The following is a 5,632-nucleotide window of genomic DNA, read 5'->3' as shown; positions in this document are numbered from 1 at the left end:
TAACAATGGAACTTAAAAGACCTTTATTCATTGATGAGGTAGAAGAAAATGATAAAAATAATGATAAAAAGTGTAATATAAAAAGAAATTTATTAATAGGTGTAGCTATAACATTTACAATTGCCATAATAGGACTTTGTATATGGTTAAGTAAAACATATGAACCTCAAGATATAGCAAAAGCTGCTTTAATTAGTGATGAGAATATGGAAGTGAAAACTAATGACTATATATCGTTTACTCCAAAAAATATAAAGGCAACGAAAGGTTTTATACTATACCCAGGGGCTAAGGTAGAACCAAAATCTTACGCACCATTTTGTAGAGATATATCTGAAAAAGGATATGAAGTTATAATACTTGACATGCCTTTTAATATAGCATTACTTGGCCAAAAGGAAGCTGAAAAAGTTATGAAAGATTATAGTGATATAACGCATTGGGTTATAGGTGGACACTCATTAGGTGGTGTTGCAGCTTCAAATTTTGCAGCTAAAAATAATATAGTAGATGGGGTTGTACTTTTAGCATCTTATCCTACAAATGATAAATTAAAAAACATGGGAAAAGAAGTATTATCAATATGGGGAAGTAAAGACGGTGTAGTAAACTTCAAAGAGCTTATTAAGTCGAGAGAAAAGTTACCAGAAGATACAACATATGTAGAGGTAGAAGGAGCAAACCATTCTCAATTTGGAGACTATGGAATTCAAAAAGGAGATAATGAAGCTTTAATAACTAGTAAAGAGCAAATGGATGTAACATATAAAAATATAGTTAAGTTTTTAGAGGGCATAAATTAGTAAAGTATATAAAAAGTACTATGGATAATAAAAATAATCCATAGTACTTTTTATATAATCTAAAAGCGTTTAGATATTCCTAAATCACTCATTTTATCAGTTTTAATATCATTTTTAAAGGCATCTAAAAACCACATAATATCCTTTCTTTGGATGCATCTACAAAGTATTAATAACACAAAGTATAATAGAACTACTAAAATAACTTGAAGTATAATCATTGAATTGATTTTAAAATAATCAAAAGTTAGCTTAACTGCATAACTAGATAGAGTTACACAAAAAGCAGGTTTTAAAACCCAATCGCCTAAAAGAAATTCTAATTTAGTAACTTTTAATAGCTTATTTATGCTAAGAAGTGAATTTAGTAAGGTACCAGTAAATAAAACTATAATAAAACCTTCAATACCATTTTTAGGTATTAAAAATAATATTAAAAATATCCTTACACTCATATCAATTAAGTTATATTTTAAAGTACTCATTTGCTGGTCGAGAGCATTTAAACTTCCATCTACAACTCTATCTAGATACATAAAAGGTATAAGTGGAGCAAGTATTCTCATCATAAGCCCTACTTCACTATCATGATATATAGTTAATCCTAATTCATTAAAAAATATTATAAACAATCCTGACGCAAATATAGCTATTAATAAAGTGAATTTAAAAACTCTTGAAATGATATTATTTACTCTCATACGTTGATTAAGGGCTTTTGCTTCAGCTATTTCTGGTATAATAAGAGTTGAAAATGAAGCTAAAAATATTGCTGGAAAATATAGTATAGGTAAAACCATACCTTTAATCATACCAAAGATAGACAAAGATACTGAAGTAGAAGAACCAAATCTTCTAAGTGCATCAGGTATAAGTATATCTTCTACAGTTTTAAGTCCTGTTTGAATATAAGCACTACAAGCTATAGGAAATGCTATTTTTGAAACAGCACCTAATGAACAAGTAGAATTTTTACTATAAGTATTTTTATAAGGATGTTTCTTTTCAAATATGTACAATATATAGCAGTATACAGTTGAGGCAATAAGAGCAAGAGATATACCCACTGAAATTAAAGCACAAGTATAATCTAATCCTTTAGGTAAATAGACACTTAGAAATGAAGCTATAACTATCATTAAAGTAGAAACCTCTATTATATCAGATGTAATACTTTTTACAACTTTTCTCATACCATAGAAGTATCCATGAAAACAAGCTCCCATACCAACAAAAGGCAAACTACAAGATAATATTTTAAGAGGAATAATAGCTCTTTTATCTTCTAGCCATACCATACTAATAAACTCAGCGCCTCTATATAAAAGTAAAGCAGTTAAAGTACTAAAAAATAAGCTATAGATAAACGCTTTTTTCATTATATTTCTTATCTTTTGTATGTTACCCTTACCTAGCTCTTCTGCAATAAGACGCGTAGTAGTTATCCTAATACCAGAGATTGCAAAAGTAGAGGTCATTATGTGTATACTCATAATCAATTGGTATAACCCTATACCTTCAGCACCAATTTTGTTAGATAAGTAGACTCTAAATGAAGTATTTATAAACCCAAGTGTCACTGTAGTTAAAGTTAAAATCAGTGCATTTATTATTAGTTTTTTTCTTTTCATAGTTTTATTCATAATTTTATCTCCTGCAAGTTAAAGTAAACACTTAAAAATAAGCATGTTCATATATATGAAAAAATAGTATTAAATATTATAGAAATAGAAAAATTGAAATAAAAGTATATTTAAATGTGTTAAAAACTTTACACATAATATTATTAAAGAATAGTAAATCTTAAAAACAGTAAAAATAAACGTATATATAATCTTAAGGAGACATTTAAATGAGAATAAGACTAGGATATGTAGCTATAGCACTAAATCTACCCAAGATAACTTCATCAAGCACTTTAACTTTTGCAAGATATTCAAAGATTAATAGTGAAGAAGAAAAACTAAAAAAATTAAAACAAATAACATATTCAAATATAAAAGCATTAGAAGAAATATTAAATTATAACATTAAAAATAATTTACATTTTTATAGAATAACATCAAATTTAATACCATTAGCAACTCATCCAGAAGTAATGTGGGATTATAGAAAGTACTTTAAAGATGATTTCAATTATATAGGCAAAATAATAAAAGAGAGTAATATGAGAGTGGATACTCATCCAGACCAATTTAATGTAATAAATAGTGATAAAGAAAGTGTAGTTCAAAACACTATAAGAAACTTAAATATAAATGTTAATTTATTTGAAGATATGAACTATGAAGATGGAAAAATGGTAATACATATAGGTGGTGCGAAAGGTGGTAAGGAAGAAGCTATAAAAAGGTTTATAGATAATTTAAACAAATTTCCTAAAAGAATAAGAAATAGATTAATTCTTGAAAATGACGATAAGATTTTCACAGCTAAAGATGTATTACAAATTTGTAAGATTACAAATCTTCCGATGGTTTTAGATGTTCATCATCATGATTGTAAAAATGATGGTGAATGTCTAGAAGATTTACTACAAGATATATTTGATACTTGGAATAAAGAAAAATTAGTTCCTAAGATTCACTTTTCTAGTCCAAGGGAATTTGAAAAGGATAGAAAACATTCAGATTATATAGATGCAGAAAATTTTGCGATTTTTTTAGATTTAGCAAAGCAAAAAGTAAACAAAGATTTTGATGTAATGATAGAAGCAAAGCAAAAAGATTTAACTTTAATAAAGCTTATGAAAGATTTAAAAGAAATAAGAAGTGATTTTAAGTATATAGATGAAAGTACAATAGAAATATGATTATATTAACTAATATAAGTAGGTGTTTATATGGACAAAAAAAGAGTAAAAGAATCTTTATTGCAAGCTTTATTTATAGTAATAATACAAATTACTTATGTAAAAGTATTTGGAAGGAATAATATGTTAGTTGGAATGATAATGGCAATGGGAGCGGTTTCATTTTTAATAAGAGATTTAACAGCTGCACTTTTATATAGAACAGTTACCTTTTTAATATTAAATGTTATATTAGGGATATTATCGTATATATCAATTATAAATATTTGGACAGGAATTCTAATAAACTTTTTAACTATATTTATAACTACATATATATATATGAATGATTTTAGAATGCCTACATCGTATATATTTTTAATGTCATATATATTCATGTGGGCAATGCCTGTAAGTCTTAATGAATTACCTAATCGTTTATTAGCTCTTAGTTTAAGTATATTTATTATAATGTTGGCTCAAATAATATTTAATAGAAATAAATTTGAAAAAGAATCAAGTCTAATAATAACAGATATAGTAAACGACTTACAAAATCATATAGATAATATACAAAATAACGAATATGATATAAATAAAAGTATACAAATAAATAAAAAGATAAGAAATTTATTAACATTAATAAATGAAAGAAGCCATAGACGATTTGTGCATTCAAAAAAAGAAAATAATCAATTTAATGTAGCAGTGTTTTTAGATAGATTAAATTTAATAATAAACCATATTGTTAAATTTAAAGAAGATAAATCTATAAAAAATAACTATTTACAAGATCTAAAAATTCAAATCAATAATATAAAAAAATTTAATGAAGATACAAAAGATATAGATGAAATAAATAAGGATATAGATGATTTCATAAATAAGTGTGAGAAAATAGAAAATAAGCCCATATTTATGTATGAGAGTATACATTTATTAAAAATATTTAAGCTTAATATAAACAATTCGGAAGAATGTAAAGATAAAACTTTAAATAAAATATATAAAACAATAAATATTCCAAGTGAATTTAAGTTATTTAATACTATGAAAGAGAATTTTAATTTGAATTCCTTAAGATTTGTATATTCTATAAAACTAGCATTAGCAATATCCTTATCTATGTTTTTAGTGCAGTTTTTTAATATAGAGAATGGAAGATGGATAGTAATTACTATATATGTAATAATGCAACCTTATAAAGAAGATACTGTAGTTAAAGCTAAGAAAAGATTTATGGGAACTCTTATTGGAGTAACTTTATTTTTCGTTATATTTAGTACAATACACGATAGCATTCCCAAAATAATAATATTGATAATAGCATTTTTATGTTATTTTTATTTTAAAGAATACGATAAAAAGGTAATGAGTATAACTATAGTATCATTAAGTTCAGTATCCTTAGTTCACAATATAAATATTTTATCAATAAGCAGATTAATATTTATAATAATAGGTATACTAATAGCCTTAATAATTAATATGTATTTTTTCCCTTATAATATAAGTGATTCTATAGATGAACTTAAATATAAATATAAAAAGAATAGTAAAGAAATATTAAAAGAGTTAAATAAAGTGCTTAAGGGTAACGGAGATTTAGATAAATTAATAAAATTATCTCTTATTGTAAATCAAATAGAAAGTAAGCTTATAGCTAATAATAACAGGATTAAAGATGCAAATATAGAAAAGCTTATATATGAGCATAGTATTAAAATGAGTGATGCAAGATTTTTACTTTTGAGTTTATATAATGACAAATAGAAGTTAAATAAATCAATTATATAAACTGATAAGAAAAGTTATATATATAAGTCACTAAAGATTCTACAAACTTAAAAAGCTTATGTTCTATTTAAATAAGATTGTTAGGTTTGTAAAATCTTTTTTTATAATTTAAAAATTAAATTAATTCCAACGATTAACTAAAAAATTAGCTATGCTTTCAAATGGTATTTTTTCAGTTTTTAGCAACCCTTGAATAACTAAGCCATCAACAATAGATGCTAACAAAAAAGAAAGAGCTTCA

4 protein-coding genes are annotated in these 5,632 nt (G+C 24.7%); 3 read left to right on the top strand and 1 reads right to left on the bottom strand.

Translation table 11 applies throughout. From position 1 onward, the window contains the following. Positions 1-803: alpha/beta hydrolase (locus VLM92_RS03075; protein ID WP_325274882.1), on the top strand; the 803-nt coding region annotated here is incomplete at its 5' end. 59 nt (positions 804-862) lie between these two features. Here VLM92_RS03075 and VLM92_RS03070 read toward each other — a convergent pair. After that, a complete protein-coding gene (locus VLM92_RS03070) occupies positions 863-2,446 on the bottom strand; it encodes a polysaccharide biosynthesis C-terminal domain-containing protein (RefSeq protein WP_325274881.1) in 1,584 nt (527 codons plus the stop codon). A gap of 209 nt (positions 2,447-2,655) precedes the next feature. On the opposite strand from VLM92_RS03070, the gene uvsE reads away from it, so the two are divergent. Then, positions 2,656-3,615 carry a UV DNA damage repair endonuclease UvsE gene (gene uvsE, locus VLM92_RS03065; protein WP_325274880.1) on the top strand — a complete coding sequence of 320 codons (960 nt, stop codon included), beginning with the start codon at positions 2,656-2,658 and terminating at the stop codon, positions 3,613-3,615. A 30-nt stretch (positions 3,616-3,645) separates the two neighbouring features. Then, on the top strand, positions 3,646-5,367 hold the full coding sequence (locus VLM92_RS03060) for an FUSC family protein (RefSeq protein ID WP_325274879.1): 1,722 nt from the start codon (positions 3,646-3,648) through the stop codon (positions 5,365-5,367). Positions 5,368-5,632: the final 265 nt, after the last annotated feature.

Source organism: Romboutsia sp., assembly GCF_035470145.1.
Taxonomy (GTDB): domain Bacteria; phylum Bacillota; class Clostridia; order Peptostreptococcales; family Peptostreptococcaceae; genus Romboutsia_D.
This window is presented reverse-complemented; position numbering and strand designations above follow the sequence as displayed.

Coding starts and splice junctions, on each gene's coding strand:
- VLM92_RS03060 (WP_325274879.1), top strand. CDS start 3,646: ATGGACAAAAAAAGAGTAAAAGAATCTTTATTGCAAGCTTTATTTATA.
- uvsE (WP_325274880.1), top strand. CDS start 2,656: ATGAGAATAAGACTAGGATATGTAGCTATAGCACTAAATCTACCCAAG.
- VLM92_RS03070 (WP_325274881.1), bottom strand. CDS start 2,446: ATGAATAAAACTATGAAAAGAAAAAAACTAATAATAAATGCACTGATT.